This window comes from Aureimonas frigidaquae (genome assembly GCF_001463905.1).
Classification (GTDB): Bacteria; Pseudomonadota; Alphaproteobacteria; order Rhizobiales; family Rhizobiaceae; genus Aureimonas; species Aureimonas frigidaquae.
The window spans coordinates 93,648-114,139 of record NZ_BBWR01000018.1; the positions used below are offsets into that span (position 1 = coordinate 93,648).

The 20,492-nt window shown below is 66.5% G+C and carries 15 protein-coding genes; 10 read left to right on the forward strand and 5 right to left on the reverse strand.

The features are described 5' to 3' along the window. Positions 1–84: 84 nt before the first annotated feature. Complete coding sequence (locus AUL30_RS17545; protein WP_062229203.1) at positions 85–549, forward strand: RDD family protein; 465 nt, start codon at positions 85–87, stop codon at positions 547–549. A 103-nt stretch (positions 550–652) separates the two neighbouring features. Continuing rightward, entirely contained in the window at positions 653–1,414 is a 762-nt protein-coding gene (locus AUL30_RS17550; protein ID WP_062229204.1) for an arginyltransferase, read from the forward strand. 30 nt (positions 1,415–1,444) lie between these two features. Here the strand turns inward: AUL30_RS17550 and parC are convergent, their stop codons facing one another. Beyond that, positions 1,445–3,694: a DNA topoisomerase IV subunit A gene (gene parC, locus AUL30_RS17555; RefSeq protein ID WP_062229205.1), complete on the reverse strand. Its 2,250-nt coding sequence runs from the start codon at positions 3,692–3,694 to the stop codon at positions 1,445–1,447. A gap of 218 nt (positions 3,695–3,912) precedes the next feature. Here parC and AUL30_RS17560 point away from each other — a divergent pair, with 218 nt between their 5' ends. Further along, positions 3,913–5,091: a hypothetical protein gene (locus tag AUL30_RS17560; RefSeq protein ID WP_062229206.1), complete on the forward strand. Its 1,179-nt coding sequence runs from the start codon at positions 3,913–3,915 to the stop codon at positions 5,089–5,091. 82 nt (positions 5,092–5,173) lie between these two features. Here AUL30_RS17560 and aspS read toward each other — a convergent pair whose 3' ends face one another. After that, positions 5,174–6,964, reverse strand: coding sequence for an aspartate--tRNA ligase (gene aspS, locus AUL30_RS17565; RefSeq protein ID WP_062229207.1), 1,791 nt, complete (start codon positions 6,962–6,964; stop codon positions 5,174–5,176). A gap of 192 nt (positions 6,965–7,156) precedes the next feature. Here aspS and rnd point away from each other — a divergent pair, with 192 nt between their 5' ends. The 6 genes from rnd to AUL30_RS17595 all read left to right on the forward strand — a co-directional run bounded on the left by rnd (position 7,157) and on the right by AUL30_RS17595 (position 15,142). Continuing rightward, on the forward strand, positions 7,157–8,320 hold the full coding sequence (rnd, locus tag AUL30_RS17570) for a ribonuclease D (protein WP_062229326.1): 1,164 nt from the start codon (positions 7,157–7,159) through the stop codon (positions 8,318–8,320). Positions 8,321–8,416: 96 nt separating this feature from the next. Next, entirely contained in the window at positions 8,417–9,223 is an 807-nt protein-coding gene (locus tag AUL30_RS17575) for a FadR/GntR family transcriptional regulator (RefSeq protein ID WP_083508047.1), read from the forward strand. A 29-nt stretch (positions 9,224–9,252) separates the two neighbouring features. Beyond that, positions 9,253–10,236 carry a substrate-binding domain-containing protein gene (locus tag AUL30_RS17580; RefSeq protein ID WP_062229208.1) on the forward strand — a complete coding sequence of 328 codons (984 nt, stop codon included), beginning with the start codon at positions 9,253–9,255 and terminating at the stop codon, positions 10,234–10,236. Between the two features lie 67 nt (positions 10,237–10,303). Next, positions 10,304–12,223, forward strand: a complete 1,920-nt coding sequence (locus tag AUL30_RS17585) for a sugar ABC transporter ATP-binding protein (RefSeq protein ID WP_062229209.1) — start codon at positions 10,304–10,306, stop codon at positions 12,221–12,223. A gap of 13 nt (positions 12,224–12,236) precedes the next feature. After that, the gene (locus AUL30_RS17590; RefSeq protein WP_062229210.1) at positions 12,237–13,220 is read left to right on the forward strand and encodes an ABC transporter permease; all 984 of its coding nucleotides are present in this window, start codon (positions 12,237–12,239) and stop codon (positions 13,218–13,220) included. Further along, complete coding sequence (locus AUL30_RS17595) at positions 13,217–15,142, forward strand: hypothetical protein (protein WP_062229211.1); 1,926 nt, start codon at positions 13,217–13,219, stop codon at positions 15,140–15,142. Before AUL30_RS17590 ends, AUL30_RS17595 begins: the two co-directional genes overlap by 4 nt. Here the strand turns inward: AUL30_RS17595 and AUL30_RS17600 are convergent. Beyond that, the gene (locus AUL30_RS17600) at positions 15,128–16,045 is read right to left on the reverse strand and encodes a LysR family transcriptional regulator ArgP (RefSeq protein WP_062229327.1); all 918 of its coding nucleotides are present in this window, start codon (positions 16,043–16,045) and stop codon (positions 15,128–15,130) included. The genes AUL30_RS17595 and AUL30_RS17600 overlap by 15 nt on opposite strands. Before the next feature lie 101 nt (positions 16,046–16,146). On the opposite strand from AUL30_RS17600, the gene AUL30_RS17605 reads away from it, so the two are divergent. Next, positions 16,147–16,755 (forward strand): LysE/ArgO family amino acid transporter, encoded by a 609-nt coding sequence (locus AUL30_RS17605; RefSeq protein ID WP_062229328.1) that lies wholly within the window; start codon positions 16,147–16,149, stop codon positions 16,753–16,755. Here the strand turns inward: AUL30_RS17605 and AUL30_RS17610 are convergent. Together AUL30_RS17610 and AUL30_RS17615 are read right to left on the reverse strand one after the other, a co-directional pair. Continuing rightward, the gene (locus tag AUL30_RS17610) at positions 16,752–18,266 is read right to left on the reverse strand and encodes a Ppx/GppA family phosphatase (protein WP_062229329.1); all 1,515 of its coding nucleotides are present in this window, start codon (positions 18,264–18,266) and stop codon (positions 16,752–16,754) included. The two genes, AUL30_RS17605 and AUL30_RS17610, sit on opposite strands and share 4 nt — an antisense overlap. Next, positions 18,262–20,457, reverse strand: a complete 2,196-nt coding sequence (locus AUL30_RS17615; RefSeq protein WP_062229330.1) for an RNA degradosome polyphosphate kinase — start codon at positions 20,455–20,457, stop codon at positions 18,262–18,264. Before AUL30_RS17615 ends, AUL30_RS17610 begins: the two co-directional genes overlap by 5 nt. Positions 20,458–20,492 lie beyond the last annotated feature (35 nt).

Consider the following 20,492-nt stretch of genomic DNA (forward strand, 5'->3'; position numbering starts at 1 on the left):
GCGCGGCCCGCACTTGCGATGGGGGGTGTGCGCCCCCATTATCTTGCGGCAGGATTCCCCTGCCTCAAGGAGCCCAAAGCCATTATGAGCCGTACCGTCGAGCTGACCCCGGACAACGCCCTCGTGAACGACGTTCGCGCCTATCGCGGTGTGCGGACGCGGCGCATCCTCGCCTTCCTGGTCGACTATACGCTCGTTCTGACGCTGTCGGTTCCCGTGGCCATCGTGATCGCCGTCTTCGGCCTTCTGACGCTCGGCCTCGGCTGGATGCTCTATGCGGTGATGCTGCCGCTCGTGGCCATCTTCTACATCGGCTACACGATGGGCGGGCGCAGCCAGGCAACCCCCGGCATGCGACTCTTCGATGTCAAGGTGGCCCGGCTGGACGGGCAGAGTGTCGATCCGGTCCTGGCCGTCCTGCACGGCGTCCTGTTCTGGGCCAGTGTATCGCTGCTCACGCCGCTCGTGCTTCTGGTGACGCTCTTTACCCGTCGCAAGGAGCTTTTGCACGACTATCTCCTCGGCACCGTCGTCGTGCGGCGCTCCTGACCGGCACGCTGCGACAAGCGGGTCGTTTGCGGCCGCGCCGGTTTGGCGTAGAGTTGGGTGGTAGGCCGGGCGCTGGCACAGCGTCATATGGGTGGCACGATCGATGACAGCGCATCCGCAGACGCCGCAATTCTTCCTGACGTCGCCCTCGGTGTGCCCCTACCTCCCCAACCAGTTCGAGCGGAAGGTCTTCACCCATCTCGTCGGCAACCGGGCCGGCGAGCTTCTGGACCTCCTGACGCAAGGGGGTTTCAGGCGCAGCCAGAACATCGCCTACCGTCCGGCCTGCGAACATTGCCGCGCCTGCATTTCCGTGCGCATCCGCGTGGACGAATTCCAGCCCAACGGCTCCATGCGCCGGGTCATGAAGCGCAACCGCGATCTGATCGGCCGGATGGACCCGGCCGGCGCGACGAGCGAACAATATGCCCTCTTCCGGCGCTACCTGGACCGTCGGCATGCCTCGGGCGGCATGGCCGAAATGTCGGTGCTGGACTACTCCATGATGGTGGAGGACAGCCAGGTCGAGACGCGGCTGATCCAGTATCGCCGCCGTGGCCCTGATTCGGGGTTTGCGCGCACATCCGATGGCGCGCTCGTCGCCGTTGCGCTGACCGACATCATGGCCGACGGCCTGTCGATGGTCTATTCCTTCTACGATCCGGACGAAGTCAGTCGAAGCCTCGGCACATACATGATCGTCGATCATGTCGAACGCGCTCGCGCGCTCGGCCTTCCCTACCTGTATCTGGGCTATTGGGTCGAAGGGTCCGACAAGATGGACTACAAGATCCGCTTCCAGCCGCAGGAGCATCTCGGCCCCACGGGCTGGGCGCTCTACGAAGGCTCCGACCGGCGGGGCTGATGGGGGCCGCGCCCGCCAGCCGGACCCGTCTCAGGCGTTGAACTTGCCGCTCTTGGGAAAGCCCTTCGGCACCAGCTTGCCGGCCTGGGCCCTGTCGCCCCGCCACTCGACCAGCTCTTCCGCGCTGCGCAAGAACTGCCGCCCGCCGGAATCCTGCCAGCTCAGCCCCTCCGCCAGGCGGAAGACGCGCAGGTCCGAGAGTTCGCCATCCTTGTAGCGCTGCAGCCGCACGCCCTTGCCGCGGGTCATCTCCGGCACCTGCGCCATGGGGAACACGATGAGCTTGCGGTTCTGGCCGACCACGGCGACCATGTCGCCATCGGCCGGCACGGCAAGGGCCAGGCGCCCCGTACCGCTGACGTTCAGGATCTGCTTGCCGCGCCGCATCCCGGACAGAAGGTCCCCCTCGCCCACGATGAAGCCGTTGCCGTCGCTCGACGCGATGAGGCGCTTAACGGTCGGGTTGGCGACGAAGCCGGTCACGATGTCCTGGTCGTCCTCCAGCTCGATGGCCAATCGGATAGGATCACCATGCCCGCGGCCGCCGGGCAGGCGATCCGCCCCCAGGGTGAAGGCGCGGCCATTGGTGGACAGGAAGATGAGCTTGTCCGTCGTATGGGCGGGGAATGCGAGCTTGAGCGTGTCGCCTTCCCGGAAGGTCAACGTCGACGTATCGCTCAAATGGCCGCGCATGGCCCGCAGGAAGCCCTTCTGCGACAGGACGATGGTCACCGGCTCGCGCTCGATCATCGCCTCGGCGATGCTGTCGGCATCGTGGTTCGGCGCTTCCGCAAAAAGGGTCCGCCGCCGGCCGAGCTTGGTCTTCTTGGAGAAGGTCTCGCGTACCTCGCGCACTTCGTCGGCGACGGCCGTCCATTGCAGCGTGTCGGAGGCCATCAGGGCCTCTTTCTCCTGCTTCTCGGCCGTCAGGGCGTCGAACTCGCGGCGCAGCTCCATTTCCTCGAGCTTGCGCAGGGAGCGCAGTCGAAGGTTCAGCACCGCCTCGGCCTGCGTGTCGGTCAGGACGAAGACGCGCATCAGCTCGGCCTTCGGATCGTCCTCCTCGCGGATGATGCGGATGACCTCGTCGATGTTCAGGAACACGATGAGGTAGCCGCCAAGGATTTCCAGGCGGCGTTCGATCTGCCCCAGCCGGAAGGCGGTGCGGCGCTGCAGGACGGTGCGCCGGTGGTCCAGCCACTCCACGAGCACGTCGCGCAGCGACATGACCTTGGGCACCTTGCCGCCGGACAGGACGTTCATGTTCAAGGGAATGCGGCTTTCCAGATCGGTCAGCCGGAACAGGGATTCCATCAGGAGTTCCGGATCCACCGTGCGGGCACGCGGCTCCAGCACGATGCGCACGTCTTCGGTCGACTCGTCGCGAATGTCGGCCAGGAGCGGCAGCTTGCGCGCCTGCAGCAGATCGGCGATCTTTTCGATCAGCCGGGATTTCTGGACGAGATAGGGGATCTCCGTCACCACCACGACATAGCCGCCGCGGCCGGCCTCTTCCTTTTCCCAGCGGGCGCGCACGCGGAAGGAGCCGCGGCCGGTCGCATAGGATTCACGCAAGGAGGCGGCATCCTCCACCACGACGCCGCCGGTCGGAAAATCCGGCCCCTGGACGAAGCGCAGGAGCGTGTCGATCCCGGCGTCGGGCGTTTCGATCAGCTTGAGCGCTGCGTCGCAGATCTCGGCCGCATTGTGCGGGGGGATGGACGTGGCCATGCCGACGGCGATGCCGGACGATCCGTTGGCCAGAAGATTGGGGAAGGCGCCGGGGAGCACAACCGGCTCCTCGTCTTCCTCGTTGTAGGTCAGGCGGAAGTCGACGGCGTTTTCGTCGATGCCGCGCAACAGGAGCGTGGTGACGTCCGTCATCCGCGCCTCGGTGTAGCGCATGGCCGCCGCACTATCGCCGTCGATATTGCCGAAATTGCCCTGGCCGTCGACCAGCGGGTAGCGGATCGCGAAATCCTGCGACAGGCGCACCAGCGCATCGTAGATCGAGGCGTCCCCGTGCGGGTGGAACTTGCCCATCACGTCGCCCACGATGCGGGCGCATTTCTTGTAGGCCTGGCCGGGATCCAGCCGCAGGACACGCATGGCATGGACGATGCGCCGATGGACGGGCTTCAGCCCGTCGCGCACATCGGGCAAGGCCCGGCCCATGATGGTCGACAGGGCATAGGCAAGGTACCGCTCTTCCAGAGCGGCCTTCAGGTCCACCGGTTCGATGTCGCCGCCCCCGGCGGGCGGTTCGGCGCTTTTCCCCATATGTTTCGCCTAGCCGACAGGCGGAAAAAGAACAAGCAAGGAACACAGCTTTTCCAACGCTTTGAGTCGCGATCTTCCTTTTCGCAACCATGACGGATTGCTTTCCAGGCGCGGAGCGCCATAAACCCGGCATAGAAATCGGATCTAAGGGCCCAGGTTTCCGGCCGCCGCCAGATGGGGCGGCTTTAAGGCAACGACGACGAAGAGGTTGCATTCTCATGATGGTTAAGCGCTCCCGCGGCCTTCTGGCCGGCCTGGCAATCGCCCTGGCAAGCTCCACGGCCGCCTATGCAGCGGACGGGCAGGCCTTTGCCGAGCGGCTGAAGACGCTCCTGGAGCCGCAGGGCGTCGTGCTCACCTATGCCGGCGTGGAGAATTCCGGCGACGACGTGGTGATCAAGGGCGCCAAGGTGGCGACCGACAAGGAAGCGCTGGACCTCGGCGACCTGACCTTCGAAACCGTGGCCGGGACGGCGGAGCAGGGCTTCACCGCTGCCCGCCTGGACCTGCAGGATGTCGACAAGACCGAGAATGAGAACCGGCTGTCCATCAAGGGCATGGAGATCGAAGGCCTGCAACTGGCCGGAACGGCCCAGGCGAGCGATCCTGCCATGCCGACCAGCGTGAAGTTCGACCGGGCCGGCCTCGACTCCATGACCATCCAGCAGAACGGCAAGGACGTCGTCACGCTCGGCACGACGGAGATGACGAGCACCGGCGAAGGCGCCGGCGGCATTTCCGGCACGTTCAACGTCAGCGAGTTCATGGTCGACACGACTGCGGATCCGGAGTCCGAGGGCTCCAAGACCATGGCTGCCATCGGCTATCCGCAGGTGCGCGGCAGCATTGACGGCACCGGCGCCTGGACGCCGGCCGACGGCAAGCTGACCCTCGATCCGCTCAAGATCGTCTGGCAGGATGCCGGGGAACTGGATTTCGCCTACACAATAACCGGTTACACCCCGGCCTTCATCCAGCAGCTCAGCCAGCTTCAGGCGCAGATGGCCGCCAATCCGGAGGCGAGCGACTCGACGGGCATGGCGGTTCTGGGGCTGATCTCGCAGCTCTACCTGAACAATGCGCGCCTGTCCTTCACCGACAATTCGCTGACCGACAAGCTGCTCGAATACTACGCCCAGCGCAACGGACAGACCCGGGACGAACTCGTAACAAACCTCAAGGCGTCGCTTCCTCCGATCCTGAACTACCTGCAGAACCAGGCCTTCCAGGAACGCGTTCAGGCGGCAGTGGACGCCTATCTGGACAATCCGGAAAACATGACCATCACCATCGCCCCGCAGACGCCGGTTCCCGCCACGCAGGTAATGGGCGCGGCCATGGGCGCACCGCAGACCCTGCCGCAGGTCCTGAACCTCGAGGTCACCTCCAACCAGTAAGCCGCCACTCGCGGCACAAAGAAAACCCCGGGGCCCTGTTCGGACCCCGGGGTTTTTTCGTGGCCACAAGCCGGCGCGCGGATCAGGCCTTGGGCGCCACCGGCGCCGTGCGGATCCCCAGTTCGCGCAGCTGCGCGGGCATGGCTTCCGAAGGCGCGTTCATCAGAAGGTCGAAGGCCTGCTGGTTCATCGGGAACATGGTGATTTCCCGCAGGTTGCGCACGCCGCACAGGAGCATGACGATGCGGTCCACGCCGGCGGCCATGCCGCCATGCGGGGGCGCCCCGTACTGGAAAGCACGGTAGAGACCGCCGAACCGGTCCTCGACATCCTGGCGGCTGTAGCCGGCGATCTCGAAGGCCTTCACCATGGTTTCGGGAACGTGGTTGCGGATGCCGCCGGAAGCGATCTCGTAGCCGTTGCACACGATATCGTACTGGAACGCCTTGATCGACAGGGGGTCCTGCCCTTCCAGCGCCTCGATCCCGCCCTGCGGCATGGAGAAGGGATTGTGCGAGAAGTCGACCTTCTGTTCTTCCTCCTGCCACTCGTAGAAGGGGAAGTCGATGATCCAGGCCAGTTCGAACCGCTCGCGATCGACAAGGTTCAGCTCCTCGCCCACGCGGGTGCGCGCGGCGCCGGCGAAGTCGACGAACTTCCTGGGCTGCCCGGCCACGAAGAAGCAGGCGTCGCCCGCCTCCAGCCCCAGGGCCTGGCGGACGGCCTCGGTCCGCTCATCGCCGATGTTCTTGGCCAGCGGGCCGGCACCGGCGATGCGGCCTTCTTCCTCGCGCCAGAAGATATAGCCGAGGCCGGGCTGCCCTTCGCCCTGCGCCCAGGCGTTCATGCGGTCGCAGAAGGCGCGCGAGCCACCCGTCCGTGCCGGAATGGCCCAAACCTCCACCGTCGGATCGGCCGCGATCATGTTGGCGAAAACCTTGAAGCCCGAACCTGCGAAATGCTCGGTCACCGCCTGCATCTCGATCGGGTTGCGCAGGTCCGGCTTGTCGCTGCCATAGGTGCGCATGGCCGTGTCGTAGGGGATGCGCCGGAAGGTCTGGCTGACGGGCTTGCCGTCCGCGAAATCCTCGAACACGCCGCGAATGACGGGCTCCATCGTCTGGAAGATGTCTTCCTGCGTCACGAAGCTCATTTCGAGGTCGAGCTGGTAGAACTCGCCCGGCAGGCGGTCCGCGCGGGGGTCCTCGTCGCGGAAGCAGGGCGCGATCTGGAAGTAGCGGTCGAAGCCGCTCATCATGATGAGCTGCTTGTACTGCTGCGGCGCCTGCGGCAGCGCGTAGAACTTGCCCTGGTGAATGCGCGAGGGCACCAGGAAGTCGCGTGCGCCCTCGGGCGAGGATGCGGTCAGGATCGGCGTCGAGAATTCCGTGAACGCCGCCTCCGTCATGCGACGGCGCATGGCGGCGATGATCTGCGTGCGGCGCATGATGTTGCGATGGAGCGTCTCGCGGCGCAGATCCAGGAAGCGGAACTTCAGGCGCGTATCTTCCGGGTAGTCAGGCTCCCCGAAGACCGGCAGCGGCAGTTCGCGCGCCTTGCCGAGAACCTCGATCTCGCTTGCAAACAGTTCGACCTCGCCGGTCGGCAGCTTGGCGTTGATCGTCTCGGGCGACCGCGCCTTCACCGCGCCATCGACGCGGATGACCCACTCGCTGCGCACGGTCTCGGCCGCCGAGAAGGCCGGGGAGTCCGGGTCGACGACGATCTGGGTGATTCCATAATGGTCGCGCAGATCGATGAAGAGCAGTCCGCCATGGTCGCGAACCCGATGGACCCATCCGGACAGGCGCGCGGTGGTTCCGACGTCCGCAGCCCTCAGGGCCGCGCAGGTATGGCTGCGATAGCGATGCATGGTCTCTTTCTTCCCGGCGCCCCGCAGGGCGCCCTTCGCGGTCCCGGATCGGGATTTTGGTTGGGCTTTCTGTTTGGCGCGGAAAAGCGCATGCCATGCCCCTCCTGTCAAGATTTTCGGGCCTGTGCGCGCCGCAGCGCCGCCTCGGCGCTTCAACACCGGGCCAAATCGCAATAAGAAGACACCATGAAGCTGATCACGACCACCGCCGCCCTCCGCGAAACCTGCGATGCGCTTGCCCGCTCCGCCTTCATAACCGTCGATACCGAGTTCATCCGCGAGACGACCTTCTGGCCGGAGCTCTGCCTGATCCAGATGGCGGGCGAGGACCTGGCCGTGCTTGTGGACCCGCTGGCGGAGGGGATCGATCTGCAACCCTTTTTCGACCTGATGGTCGATCCGGGGGTGATCAAGGTCTTCCATGCCGCGCGCCAGGACATCGAGATCATCTACAAGGAAGGCGGCGTCATCCCCGCCCCGCTCTTCGACACGCAGGTCGCGGCCATGGTGTGCGGCTTCGGCGAATCCATCGCCTATGACCAGCTCGTGGCACGCACCACGGAGGGGCGGATCGACAAGACCTCCCGCTTCACGGATTGGCGCGCCCGCCCGCTGACGCCGAGCCAGCTCCAATATGCGCTGGCCGACGTGACCTATCTGCGCGAGGCCTATGAGGTCCTGATCAAGATGATCGACGATCAGGACCGGCGAAGCTGGCTCGATGGCGAACTCGCCACGCTCGCCGCGCCGGAAACCTACGATCTCCACCCCGATCTTGCGCATACGCGGCTGAAGATGCGCGTCAAGAAGCCGATCGAGCTGGCAGTGCTCCGGGAGATCGCCGCCTGGCGGGAGCGCGAGGCGCGCCACCGCAACATCCCACGCGGCCGCGTCATCAAGGATGACGCGCTCTTCGAGGTGGCACAGCAGCAGCCGCGCACCGAAGAGGCGCTCGGCAAGCTGCGCACCATCCCGCGCGGCTACGAGCGCTCGGCGTCCGGGCGGGAACTCCTGGCCGCCGTCGCCCGGGCGCTGGCCATCCCCAAGAACGAGCTGCCGCCGGTCGGCCGGCCGCCGGCCGTTCCCGAAGGTACGGCGCCGGCCGTCGAGTTCCTGCGCGTCCTGTTGAAGATCGTCACCGAGGAAGAAGGCGTCGCCGCCCGGATGATCGCATCCAGCGACGACCTGGAGAAGATCGCCGTGCATGGCGCGGCGGCGCAGGTTCCGGCCATGTCGGGCTGGCGCCGGACGCTCTTCGGCGAGCGCGCCCTGGAACTCCTGTCCGGACAGGCGGCGCTCGTCTACCGCAACCGCAGGGTAGAGGTGATCAGCGCACCGGTGGCGGATCCGGCCTGACGGCCTGCCTTACGCCATTCGAGGTCGCTTGACAGGACGCCGCAGTCGTATTTCTCTGCACTGGTCTACTGGTCCAACCAGTCTATCAGAGGGTCTATGAGCCTGTCAGTCGGCTCCGTGTCGCTGTCCGAACTGTCGACGATCCGCGAGGGGATCGTCCGGCAGCCGATCCGCGATGCCATTGCCGACAAGCTCTCGCTCCTGATCGCCAGCGGCATTCTCGAAGTCGGGGACCAGCTCCCCGGCGAGCGGGAACTTGCCCAAGCGCTCGGCGTCAGCCGCGAAGCCGTGCGCGGCGCCATCCAGACCCTGTCGCAGCGTGGCATCCTGGCCGTCTCGCAGGGCGCGCGCACGCGGGTCGTCAGCGCCGATACGGGCCCGGTCACGGTCGGCCTTGCCATGGCCCGGGCGGTGGATTCCTACCGCATCGAGCATGTGAACGAAGCGCGGCTCCTGGTCGAGCGCCGGCTGATCCAGGAAGCATGCGGGCGGGCCACGGCGCGCCTCATGCGCAAGCTGCACGATCTCGTCGACGCGCAGGCGATGATGCTGGACGATCCGGTCCGCTTCCTGATCTGCGACCGGGAGTTCCACGTCACGCTCTATCGCGCATCGGGCAACGCGCTGCTCGCCGATTTCGCGACCGACCTTTACACCTACATGATGGAGCATCGCCGCCGCGCGGTCCGGCTGACCGACGCGATTGCGCGCAGCGTGCGCGAACACGCAGCCATCGTCGCGGCCCTGGATGCCCGCGATGGCGCGGCGGCCGTGGCGGCCTTCGCCCTGCATACGGGGCGCATCCGCGAAACGACGCTCCAAATGATGCACGGGCGCGATCCGCCCGCGGCACACCCGGCGCAAAGACCGCGACAGACCGGTCGACGCCACAACCCGTCCTGAGAACCAAGAAGGACCCATCGGGAGGAACCATGGAACGCAGAACACTTCTCAAACTGACGGTCGGCGGCGCTGTGACGGCCGGGGCCGGCTTCGGGGCCCTGTCGCGGGCGTTCGCCGCGGGCAAGGACATCGTCTACCTGACGCCCGGCCTCGACCTGCCCTTCTGGCGCTACCTGTCCAAGGGGATCGAGAAGGCCGTGACCGACAAGGGGCACGGCTTCCAGGCGCTGGACAGCCACAACAGCGCCCAGACGCAATTGCAGAACGCGCAGGATTCCATCACCCGGGGCGTCGGCGGCATCATCATCTCGCCGACCGACTCCTCCACTGCGCCGAGCGTGCTCAGCCTGGCGGAAAAAGCCGGCATCCCGGTCGTCATCGCCGATATCGGCACCAATAGCGGCGACTATGCCTCCTTCGTCATCTCGGACAATTACCGCGGCGCGCACGATGTGGGCGTGGCGCTGGCCGAGGCGTTGAAGGCCAAGGGCTGGCAGGACGGCGGCGTTGCCATCGTGGCCATTTCCCAGGCCCGCAAGAACGGGCAGGCCCGCACGCAAGGCTTCCTGGACGGGCTCAAGGAAGGCGGCTTCTCCGGCCGCGAGGCCGGCATGCAACAGATGCAGAGCTACACGACGGACGAGACCTTCAAGTTCACGCAGGACATCCTGACCGCTAATCCGGACCTGCGTGGCCTGTTCATCCAGACCGACCAGCCGGCCATGGGCGCACTGCGGGCGATCAAGGCCGCCCGCCGCAACGGCGAGGTCCTGGTGGCGGCCTTCGACGGCATTCCGGATTTCGTGCCACTTCTGGAATCGGGGGAACTCGTTGTGTCCGGCATGCAGCAGCCCTATCTGATGGGCGTGCGCTCGGGCGAGGCTATGCTGCAGGTGCTGGATGGGCAGACGCCGGAGAAGGAGATCACCGTCCCGATCCTGGCCATCACCAGCACGAACATCGCGCAGGAGCTTCCGACCGTCAAGGAAACCGTCTTCGCCAACGAAGTCTGACGTGCCGAGCGGGGCGGCGTTCTGCCGCCCCGATCCACCATGGCCGTTTCGAGGAGGCGAAACACCGGTGTCGATTCATGCGGAGCCGCGGGCGCAGGAGGATCGTATCCTCCTGACAGCGCGGAGCATTACCAAAACCTTCGATCGGACGCGCGCCCTGTCGGGCGCGGAGTTCGAGCTTGTCGAGGGCGAAGTCCACGGACTCCTGGGCGCCAACGGCGCCGGCAAGTCCACCCTGTCCAAGGTGATCGCCGGTCACTATCTGGCCGATTCCGGCGAGATCACCTATCGCGGCCACGATATCCAGATGCGCTCCACGCGTGATGCGCTGAAGGCGGGCATCGCCATCGTGATGCAGGAAACGAGCCTCGTGCCCGATCTCACGGTGCTCGAGAACATGTTCCTGCCCGAACTCGGGCGGCCCGGCCGGCTCGACTACCACCGTCTCCGGCGCCAGGGCGAGGAAATCCTGGAAGCGCTCGGCCAAAGCGAGGGCCTGCCCTTCGACCGGGAAGTGCGCAGCCTGTCCTCCGCACAGAAGCAGCTGGTGGAAATCGCCAAGGCGCTGGGCGTGCGCGCCAAGCTGATCATCTTCGACGAGCCCACCGCCGCCCTGAGCCCGGGAGAGGTCGACCGGCTCTTCGAGGTGATGGCGCGCCTGCGGCAGTCCGGGCGCGGCCTGATCTTCGTATCGCACCGGCTGGAAGAGGTCTTCGCCATCACCGACCGCGTCAGCGTCCTGCGCGAAGGCCGCACGGTCATGGCCGCCCGGCCGACCGCGAGCTTCGCCCAGTCGGAACTGATCCGCGCCATGGTGGGTGCGGAGCTGCAATCCATCTACCACCGGGAGCCGGCGGCAGCGCAGCCCGCCTCGCAAGAGGCCCCTTCGGCGCCGCCGATCCTGTCGGTACGCAACCTCGCCTCCGCACCCATGGTGCGCGACGTATCCTTCGACCTCGCCCCGGGCGAGATCGTCGGCCTTGGCGGGCTTGTCGGCGCCGGCCGGTCCGAAACGATCGAGGCCATTTTCGGCCTGCGCCGCCGCGATGCGGGCACCGTGACGCTGCAAGGGCGCCCGCTTCCGGCCGACAGGCCGGACAAGGCCATCCGGGCCGGGATCGGCTTCGTGGCAGAGGATCGGCGCACGCAGAACATCGTTCCCGACTTCTCCGTGCGGGAAAACCTCCTTCTGGCGCATCTGGGTGCACATCGCGGCTTCTTCTGCAATTACCGCCAAAGCGAACGCCAGGTGTCCGAACTCCTGGACGGGCTCGGCCTGCCGGCCGAGCGGCTCATGGACGCGTCCATGCTGAATTTTTCGGGCGGCATGCAGCAAAAGGTCATCATGGCGCGTTGGCTGCTGCTCAATCCGCGCGTCCTGATCCTGGACGAGCCGACCAAGGGCGTCGATATCGGCACACGCGCCAGCATCTACGCCATGCTGCGAAAGGTGGCCGCGGCCGGCACGGCGCTGCTGGTCGTCTCGTCCGACTTCGAGGAACTGCTCGGCCTGTGCGACAGGGTCGTCGTCATGAGCGACGGCCGGTCCACCGCGACCCTGCCGAGCGCGGCCCTGGACGAAGAAAAGCTCACGCTTTTGGCCGCGCCGCGCACCTCGATGGAGCGCAACACGCAGCTTCTGGAGCGCCTGGCGGCGGAATTCAAGGGCGCCGGCTTCTGGGCGCTCCTGGAAGAGGACAGCCTCATCTGCCTGAACAGCGTGACGGCCAACGCCGCCGCCGATCCCGGCTTCTCCAGCGGCGAGGCGCGGCGCTTCGACGAGACGCGGATCGGCGCGGCACTCGCCCGGCGCGCCGGACATTTCGTGGACGATCCGCACCATGGGCGGCAAACGCTTCTCGTGCCGCTGCGCAGCCCGCGCGGGCACGATTTCGGCTGGATCGGGCTGACGGTGCCGCAAGGGGTCGAAACGCCTTTGGCCGATGCCATCCGCGCCCGCGTCGATGCCATGGCACAAAATCTTTGATGGGAACGCCGCAATGACCTCTGACACGATCTCAACGGCCCCGCGCAGCCAAAGGGGGCTGGCCGAACGCCTGATCCGGCGGCTGGAAGTGCGCATGACGCTGCTGGCGCTCTTCATCGCGATCTGCCTGTCTTTCCTGTCGCCCTATTTCCTGACGCAGTCCAACATCTTCAACATGCTGGACCAATCGGTGGTGATCGGCATCGTCGCCGTGGGCATGACCTTCGTGATCCTGACCGGCGGCATCGATCTATCGGTCGGCTCGGTGGCGGGCCTGACGGGCATCGTCCTCGGTCTTGCCTTGCGGGAGATGCCCATCGTGCCGGCCATCGCCGTCGCGGTGGTGGCGGGTGGGCTCATCGGCCTGCTGTCCGGCCTTCTCATCAATGTCTTCGGGCTCGCGGCCTTCGTCGTGACGCTCGGCATGATGGCGATCGGCCGCAGCCTCGCCTACATCCTGTCCGGGCAGACGGCGATCTCCACCATACCCGATGCCATGCAAGCCATCGTCTACACCACGGTGCTGGGCGTTCCGACCAACGTCTTGTTCCTGCTCGGCCTCTATCTCGTCGCCTTCCTGTACCTGACCTATACGAAGGGCGGCCGCACCATCTACGCCGTCGGCTCCAACAAGGAGGCCGCCCGCGCGGCCGGGCTGTCGACCGGCTTCTATGCCGTGCTTCCCTATGTCATCTCCGGGGCGCTGGCCGCCGTCGCCATCACCTTCTCCATCGCGCAGCTTCTGTCGGCCGACCCGCTGATGGGCAACGCCATGGAACTCGACGCCATCGCGGCGGTGGTGATCGGTGGTGCGAGCCTTTACGGCGGGCGCGGCTCCATCATCGGCACGCTGTTCGGCGTCTTCATCATGGTGATGATCCGCAACGGGCTGAACCTGATGGGCGTCTCGCCCTTCTGGCAGGGCACCGCCATCGGCACGATCATCATTGTGGCCCTGCTCGCCGAACGCCTCGTCAGCGCGAAGGTGAACCGATGAGCGACGCTCCTGCCCTCCCCATCCGGCTGTTCGGCACGCTCGAGGCGGCACCACCGCCGCGCATCCTGCGGGCCGGCGCGCTGACCGCCGAACTCGATGCTGGCAATCTGCGCCACATCCGCCTTGCGGGCGTGGAGTTGATCCGGGCCATCTCCTTCATCGTGCGCGATCGAAACTGGGGGACGTATAACCCGGTCATTCGTGACCTGACCGTGCAGGAGGAAGAAGACGGCTTCCTTCTGACCTACGAGGCGACGGCCGGCGACGCTGCGCAAAGCCTGACCTACAGCGCCCGCATCGCGGGGAAATCCGACGGCTCGGTCAGCTTCGAGGTGACGGCGCAGGCGCAGACGGCCTTCCTGACCAACCGCACGGGCTTCGTGGTGCTGCACCCGATCATCGGCGTCTCCGGCCGTCCGGTGCGGGTGGAGCATGCCGACGGCACGCTGGAGGACACGCATTTTCCCGACCGGATCGATCCCGTCCAGCCGATGATGAACCTGCGCGCCCTCACGCACGAGGCAGCCCCCGGACTGAGCGTCACCTGCCGCATGGAAGGCGATGTCTTCGAGATGGAGGATCAGCGCAACTGGACGGATGCCTCCTACAAGACCTATGTGCGCCCGCTCAGCCTGCCCTGGCCCTACACCCTGGCCGAGGGCGAAAGGCTGGAACAGGCCGTGCGGCTGAGCGTGGACGGCACCGCGCCGGCCGCCGCGGCGCAGGCCGAGCCCGTCGTATCATTGGGCGATGCGCCCGTGGGCACCGTCCCGCCGCTCGGTGCAGGGCTCGATCCCGCAGAAGTGCCGGCGCTGACCGGCGTCCCCGCGCCGGGGCTTGCCTATGTGATCTGCCACTACAACCCGGCACAGGGCCATGGCTTTGAGGATCTGCGGCGCATGGCGGAGGCGGCGTCATCCATCGGGGCCGAGCCCTGGCTGGAAGCCGTGATCGTCTCCGTCACCGATTATGGGGCCGAAATCGCCGCTTTGGGACATGCGGTCCGGGCGATCGGCACGCCCTTCCGCACCGTGGCCCTTTCGCCCGCGCCGGACCTCAAATGTACCCTTCCCGGCAGCCCCTGGCCGCCGGCTCCACCGCCTGAGGCGTTCTTCGAGGCGGCGCGGAAGGCCTTTCCCGGCGTCCGGCTTGCCGGCGGCATGTTCAGCACCTTCACCGAGCTCAACCGCAAGAACCCACCGACCGCGCTTCTGGACCTCATCACCTTTACCACCACGGCGACTCTGCATGCGGGCGACGATCACTCGATCATGGAAGGGCTGGAATCTCTGCCTTCCATGGCCGCAAGTGCGGCGCACATCGCCGGCGGCAAACCCTTCGTGGTGGGCCCCAGCGCCATCGGCATGCGGATGAATCCCTATGGGGAAGCGCCCATGTCCAATCCGGGCAATATCCGACAGGCCATGAACTACAATGACCCACGGCATCGCGGCCTTCTGGGTGCAGCCTGGACGCTGGGCTTCATCTCCCGCTTTGCAGATGGCGGGGCGGCGGCCATCGCCATGGGTGACCTGGCCGGTCCGGCCGGGCTTTTTGCCCGCCCGCAGAACTGGCCGCAGCCCTTCTTCGACGAGGGTGGCGGCCTGTTCCCGGTCTTCCATGTCATGCGTGGGCTCAGCTCGCTGAACGCCCTGCCGCGCCTGCCCGTGTCCCATCCCGATACGGTGGAGGCTTTGGCCGCCCGCCGCGGATCGGGGGTGGAGCTGTGGCTCGCCAATCGAACGGGCGCGCACCAGGCCATCCGCGTCCCGGCGGTGCTGGACCGAATGTCGACGCTCGACGCCGACAGTTTCCGCCAGGCGGCCGGAGATGCCGACCATATGGACCATGCCGAAGGCGCGCTGACCACCGGCCGTGTGGAGATGGGCCCCTATGCCGTGCTGCGGCTACGCGGCGGGTGACATTGGAACCAGGCTGCCATGCGCGGCGGCCAGTATGTCCTGTGTCAGCCCCTCCAGCGCCGCGCCCGCCAGGCGGTTGATCTGCCAGTGAAGCGGCACGTCGAGCGGCGTGTCCGCCTGCAGCTCGACCAGGCGGCCGGCATCTAGATGCGCGCGCACGAGCGGCTCCGGGTTCATGCCCCAGCCCATACCGGCAAGGCATGCATCCACGAAGCCCCGGCTGGAGGGCAGCCAATGCGTCGGCCCGATGACGGGCCGCCCGAAGACCTGCCGCGCCCAGCGCTCCTGCAGCCGGTCCTTTTCGTTGAAGGTCAGGCTCGGCGTATCGGCTAGGGCCTGCGCATCGAGCCCACGTGGCAGATGCCGCGCGACGAAATCGGGGCTGGCCGTCGCCAGGTAGCGCAGCGCGCCAAGCGGCACAACGCGGCAGCCCTGGACCGGACTGACCGAGGCGGTCACGGCGGCCACCACGCGCCCCTGTTCGAGCCATTCTGCCGTGTGATCCTGATCGTCCACCGCAAACTTGATCAAATGCCCCGTGCGCACCGCAAAGGCAGCGGCGGGCGCCAGAAACCAGGTCGCCAGACTGTCGGCGTTGATGCCGATATGCAGGACGGTTCGGGGCTGCTGGCCGGATGACCAAGTGGGCGGCGCTGGCAGGCGCTGCAGGAGCTCGGCTTCGAGCAGTCCGACATGTTCGACATGCCGGCACAGCCAGCTACCGGTCTCGGTCGCCAGGCAGGGGGTACCGCGCACGATCAGGACGGCGCCGAGCCGCTCCTCCAGCCGGCGCACGCGCTGCGATACGGCGGACGGCGTCACCCCCAGAAACTCGGCCGCCTTCTCGAAGCTTCCGGTTTCCGCGACGGCCGATACGGCACGCAAGGCGGCATAGTCCAGCATGATGAAGCGCTCCTTCATCGGGATTAGGAGATTTAACTGGCCTGCATCACTCACAGGCGGTAGCAGCCCCATCGACACGCCGCAACGGGGCCGACGCCATGCTGCATCTACCGACCTATCTGACGGGCTTTTCCATGGGGCTCGGCCTGATCCTCGCCATCGGGGCGCAAAACGCCTTCGTGCTGCGGCAGGGGCTACGCGGGGAGCATGTCCTGGCCGTGTGCCTGGCCTGTGCGCTGAGCGATGCGCTGCTGATCGCCATCGGTGTTGCAGGCTTCGGCCACATGGTCGCCCTGCTGCCGCAGCTCGAGCCGGTCATGCGCTATGCGGGTGCGGCCTTCCTGGCCTGGTACGGGCTGCGCAGCCTGCGCTCGGCGCTGGCGTCCACGGAGGCGCTGGCGGCGGCGCAGGGCGGGAGCCTGTCACTCAAGGCTGCGCTCGGCACGACGCTCGCCCTCACCTTCCTCAACCCGCATGTCTATCTGGATACGGTCGTGCTGCTGGGCAGCGTGTCCACCCAGTTCGAAGGGGCGCGGGCAAGCTTTGCAGCCGGGGCCATGACGGCGAGCGTCCTGTTCTTCTTTTCCCTTGGCTTCGGTGCGGCCTTTGCGCGGCCGCTCTTTGCGCGGCCCGGCGCATGGCGCCTTCTGGAAGGGGCCATCGCCATCGTCATGTGGACCATCGCGCTGCGGCTGGTCTTCGGCGCCTAGCGGACTTCCAGCCGCAGGGTCCGGTCGATCACCTTGGCGAATTGCTGGAAGCGCGCGCGCGGGCGCTCGCCCACCAGTTCGGCCAGGTCCTTGGGCACCACGAGCGTAAAGCCGCCGCGCGGATCCTGGATCCAGCGCAGCCGTTCCAGAACGCCCGGCATGGCCGCCGTCAGAAGGAAGGCCACCCGGAACAGAGACGCCAGGACGCGGGCCCGCTCCAGCATCCGCTCGGGGATCAGACGGTCGAGGTCGGGCACCATGCCCTGTTCGAAGTGGCCCTCGTAGCGGAAGTAGTTCGTCAGCCCGAGAAAGGTCCGGCCGGCATGGTCGAGCGCCGGGAAAGAGGCGTGCACGGTGAAGGACAAGGCCTGCCCGCCGCGATAGTCCGGATGCGCGCGCCAGCTTGCATCCGCCAGCAGGCACGCAGCGTCACGCAGGCGCTCTTCCTCCGGCGTCTCATCGATGCCGAGCACATGGAACGTATCGCGGGCAAAGGCGACGAGCTCTTCATTGTGCTGGGGCGAGCGCGCTCGCAACATGGACAGCTCGCGCGCCGTTTCGATCAGCGCGTCCCGCGCTGTCTCCGATTCGGGGAGCAGCGAGTGAAGGTAGCCCTCGCGCACCCCATAGGCAGAGACGACGACCTGCGCGGGCGACAGTTTCTCGATGACCGCCTGCAGCGTGACCGCGCCATAGGCCAGGAGCGGCCGGCGGCTGCGCGAGACGACGTCGATGCAGGGCAGCTTGTCCGGATCGCTCGATGCCACCTGGGCCAGGAAGGCAGTCAGGTTTTCCGCCGGCACGCTGTAGCCGTGCATCACCTGCAACGGGTATTTGACCTGTTCCATGTGCAGCTTGGCAAGGTTGCGCCAGGTCCCACCGACGGCATAGAAGCGCCGCCCGGAACAGGCGCCCGCCAGGGCACTGGTGCCGACAGCCTCGTCCGCGATGGCGCGGGCCCGGGCGATATCGCCGCCCGCCATGTCCCGCAGGCGCAGCCCGCCGAGCGGCAGGGTCAGCCCCTGCCCGATTTTAAAATCGGCCACGTCCACCAGTTCGAGGCTGCCGCCGCCGAGATCGCCGACGATGCCGTCGGGATTGAAGAAGCCGGCCAGGACGCCTTCCGCCGCATAGCGCGCTTCATCGGCGCCGGACAGGATGGTGATGGGGCAGCCGATGGCGGCTTCCGCCGCTGCAATGAAATCCGGGCCGTTCGAAGCTTCGCGCGCGGCGGCCGTTGCCAGCGGGTAGACGGCCTCGCAATCCGCCAGGCGCGCCAGCGCCCGGAAGCGCGTCAACGCCGCCAACGCGCTGTCGACGGCATCGCTGTCCAGCCTGCCCGTTCGCGCCAGGCCCTTCCCCAGACCGGACAGCACCTTTTCGTTGAAGAGCTGGGTCGGCGAACGGCTGTTGCCCTCGTAGATGACCAGGCGCACCGAGTTGGAGCCGATGTCGACGACGGCCACCGGACGGCGGCCGAAGATACGACCCTGCCCCTTGCGGGGATCAATCAAAGCGGGAGTGTTCGGCACGTTGCCTTGCTATCAGTTTGGGCGCGTTGGACTTCAGGGCCTTGCCGCGGCCGGACAGGCTCGGATTGGTCATGAAGTAGCGTTGCGCGTTGAAAGGTTGCTCGCCCCCGGAGGGAGAGATCCGCCGGGAGGTGCCGTCGGGCAGGACGGTCCAGCTCTGCTGATTGTCCAGAATGTTGCCGAGCATGATCTGTGAAAGAACCTGGCTGTGCACCGTGGGTGTCGTTATCGGAATCATGGTTTCGACGCGCCGGTCAAGGTTGCGGGGCATCAGGTCGGCCGAGCTCATGTAGACGAGCGCCTTTTCCGAAGGCAAGCCGTAACCGTTGCCGAAGCAATAGATACGACTGTGTTCCAGGAAGCGCCCGACGATGGATTTGACGCGGATATTCTCCGACAGGCCGGGAACGCGTGGACGCAGGCAACAAATGCCGCGCACCACCAGATCGATCTCCACCCCGGCCTGGCTGGCGCGATACAGGGCATCGATGATCTGCGGATCGACGAGCGAGTTCATCTTCATCCAGATCTGGCCGCCGCGTCCGGCCTTCTGGTGCTCGACCTCTTCCTCGATATGCTGGAGGATGCGCTTGCGCAGGTTGAGCGGCGAAACGGCGAGCTTGCGCAGCTCGTTCGGCTCGGCATAGCCGGTGATGTAGTTGAAGATCATCGCCACATCGTGGGCGATGTCGGGATCGGCCGTGAAGTAGGACAGGTCCGTATAGATGCGCGCGGTGATCGGGTGGTAGTTGCCCGTCCCCACATGCACGAAGGACACGATCTTTCCCTCCTCGCGCCGCACGACGAGCGACAGCTTGGAGTGCGTCTTCTTTTCGATGAAGCCGAACACGACCTGCACGCCGGCGCGCTCCAGGTCGCGCGCCCATTTGATGTTGGCTTCCTCGTCGAAGCGGGCCTTCAGCTCGACCAGCGCCGTCACCGACTTGCCGGCCTCTGCCGCGTCGATCAAGGCGCGTACGATCGGCGAATCGTTCGACGTGCGGTAGAGCGTCTGCTTGATCGCGACCACATTGGGGTCCAACGCGGCCTGGCGCAGGAACTGCACCACCACGTCGAAGGATTCGTACGGATGGTGGACGACGATGTCCTTCTCGCGGATCGCGGCGAAGCAATCGCCGTTATGCTCGCGGATGCGTTCGGGGAAACGGGGGATGTAGGGCTCGAACTTCAGGTCATCGCGCGGGAGCTTGACGATCTGCGATACGGCGTCAAGCGCCAGCATCCCGTCCATGACCGAAATCCGGCTCTCACTGACCGCCAATTCGCTCGTCACGAAGTTGCGGAGCGATTCCGGCATGACCTGGTCGAACTCGATGCGGATCACCGATCCGCGCCTTCTCCGCTTCAACGCCGACTCGAACAGGCGGACCAGATCCTCCGCCTCCTCCTCCACCTCGATGTCGGAATCGCGGATCAGCCGGAACGTCCCCTGTCCGCGCACGCGGTAGCCGGGGAACAGCCGCGTGATGAACAGGGCCACCACGCTTTCCAGCGGCACGAAACGATAGGTCCCGTCCTCCGTCACCGGCATTTCCACGAAGCGCTGCAGCGCGACGGGCAGGCGCAGAAGCGCGTTCATGCGGTGTGAGTCCCGCTCCCGCACGAGCGACAGCGCCATGGAGAAGCCGAGATTGGGAATGAAGGGGAACGGATGCGCCGGGTCGATGGACAGGGGCGTCAGGACGGGGAAGATCGTCTCGTCGAAATGGCGCTCCAGCCATTCGTGCTCGGCCTTCTTCAGATCACCCGCGGCGACGATCTGGATCCGCTCGGTCTTGAGCGCCTTGACGAGTTCGGCCAACGTCGCCTGCTGCGCCTCCTGAAGGAGCTCCACCTCGTCGAGCACGCGGTCGAGCTGCTCCTGCGGCAGGAGGCCGTCGGCGCTGCGCACGGGGATCTTCTCACGCACCTGGCCGGCAAGCCCGGCCACCCGCACCATGAAGAACTCGTCCAGATTGCCGGCCGAGATGGACAGGAAGCGCAGGCGCTCCAGAAGCGGGTGGTTGGTGTTGCCCGCCTCTTCCAGGACGCGCCGGTTGAATTGAAGCCAGGAGAACTCGCGGTTGACGAAACGGTCGGCCGGCAGCTCGTCGACACGCGGCGCCAGCTCGGCGGCGGGCGCTGCGGCAATCACGCCGATGGCCTCCATCAGCGGCCGGTCCGGCATGGCCGAAAGGGGAACGC